This window comes from Streptomyces sp. NPDC046335 (assembly GCF_055587985.1).
Genome location: NZ_JBVJFF010000061.1, coordinates 1 through 1,164 on the forward strand (window position 1 = coordinate 1; position 1,164 = coordinate 1,164).

Annotated in this window: 2 protein-coding genes; both read left to right on the forward strand. The window is 50.8% G+C overall.

Annotation, left to right across the window (positions count from 1 at the left end; translation table 11 throughout):
• The coding region (gene trmD, locus ACZ6JY_RS40845) for a tRNA (guanosine(37)-N1)-methyltransferase TrmD (protein ID WP_469204671.1) at positions 1–653 on the forward strand (653 nt) is incomplete at its 5' end.
• Positions 654–696: 43 nt separating this feature from the next.
• Positions 697–1,044 (forward strand): 50S ribosomal protein L19, encoded by a 348-nt coding sequence (rplS, locus tag ACZ6JY_RS40850; RefSeq protein WP_002914145.1) that lies wholly within the window; start codon positions 697–699, stop codon positions 1,042–1,044.
• Positions 1,045–1,164: the final 120 nt, after the last annotated feature.

Sequence of the window (1,164 nt, forward strand, 5' to 3'; positions counted from 1 at the left end):
GTGACTTCACTCATGACCGGCACCGTACCGTGGACGATCGTCCTTACGGCGGCGGACCGGGGATGTTAATGATGGTGCAACCCTTACGGGACGCCATTCACACAGCAAAAGCCGCGGCAGGTGAAGGCGCAAAGGTGATTTATCTGTCACCTCAGGGACGCAAGCTTGATCAAGCGGGCGTGAGCGAACTGGCGACGAATCAAAAGCTGATTCTGGTCTGTGGGCGCTACGAAGGGATAGATGAGCGCGTAATTCAAACCGAGATTGACGAAGAATGGTCTATCGGCGATTACGTTCTCAGCGGTGGTGAGTTACCCGCAATGACGCTGATTGACTCCGTCGCCCGGTTTATTCCGGGGGTTCTGGGCCATGAAGCTTCGGCAACGGAAGATTCCTTTGCCGATGGATTGCTGGACTGTCCACACTATACTCGTCCTGAAGTGTTAGAAGGGATGGACGTCCCGGCAGTGTTACTGTCTGGAAACCATGCCGAGATACGTCGCTGGCGTTTGAAGCAGTCGCTGGGCCGAACCTGGCTTAGAAGACCTGAACTTCTGGAAAACCTGGCTCTGACTGAAGAGCAAGCAAAGCTGCTGGCCGAGTTCAAAACTGAACACGCGCACCAGCAGCATGAACATGATGGGAATGCGTAATACGCTCCCGAATATCAGTTTACCCAGGATAAGAGATTAAATTATGAGCAACATTATTAAGCAACTTGAACAAGAGCAGATGAAGCAGGACGTACCTTCCTTCCGTCCAGGTGACACCGTGGAAGTGAAAGTATGGGTTGTTGAAGGTTCCAAAAAACGTCTGCAGGCATTCGAGGGCGTGGTTATCGCTATTCGTAACCGCGGTCTGCACTCTGCATTCACTGTTCGTAAAATTTCCAACGGCGAAGGCGTTGAGCGTGTCTTCCAGACTCACTCTCCGGTAGTTGACAGCATTGCTGTTAAACGTCGTGGTGCTGTACGTAAAGCTAAACTGTACTACCTGCGTGAGCGTACTGGTAAGTCTGCTCGTATTAAAGAGCGTCTGAACTAAGATTCGCTTAAGCGACATCCTGTTAGAAAGGGCTGGCCGAAAGGCTGGCCCTTTTTTTTGTAATCGCATCTCACGCATTAACTCTTTCGACATAAATCATTTACAATGCTTGCCTCTTCA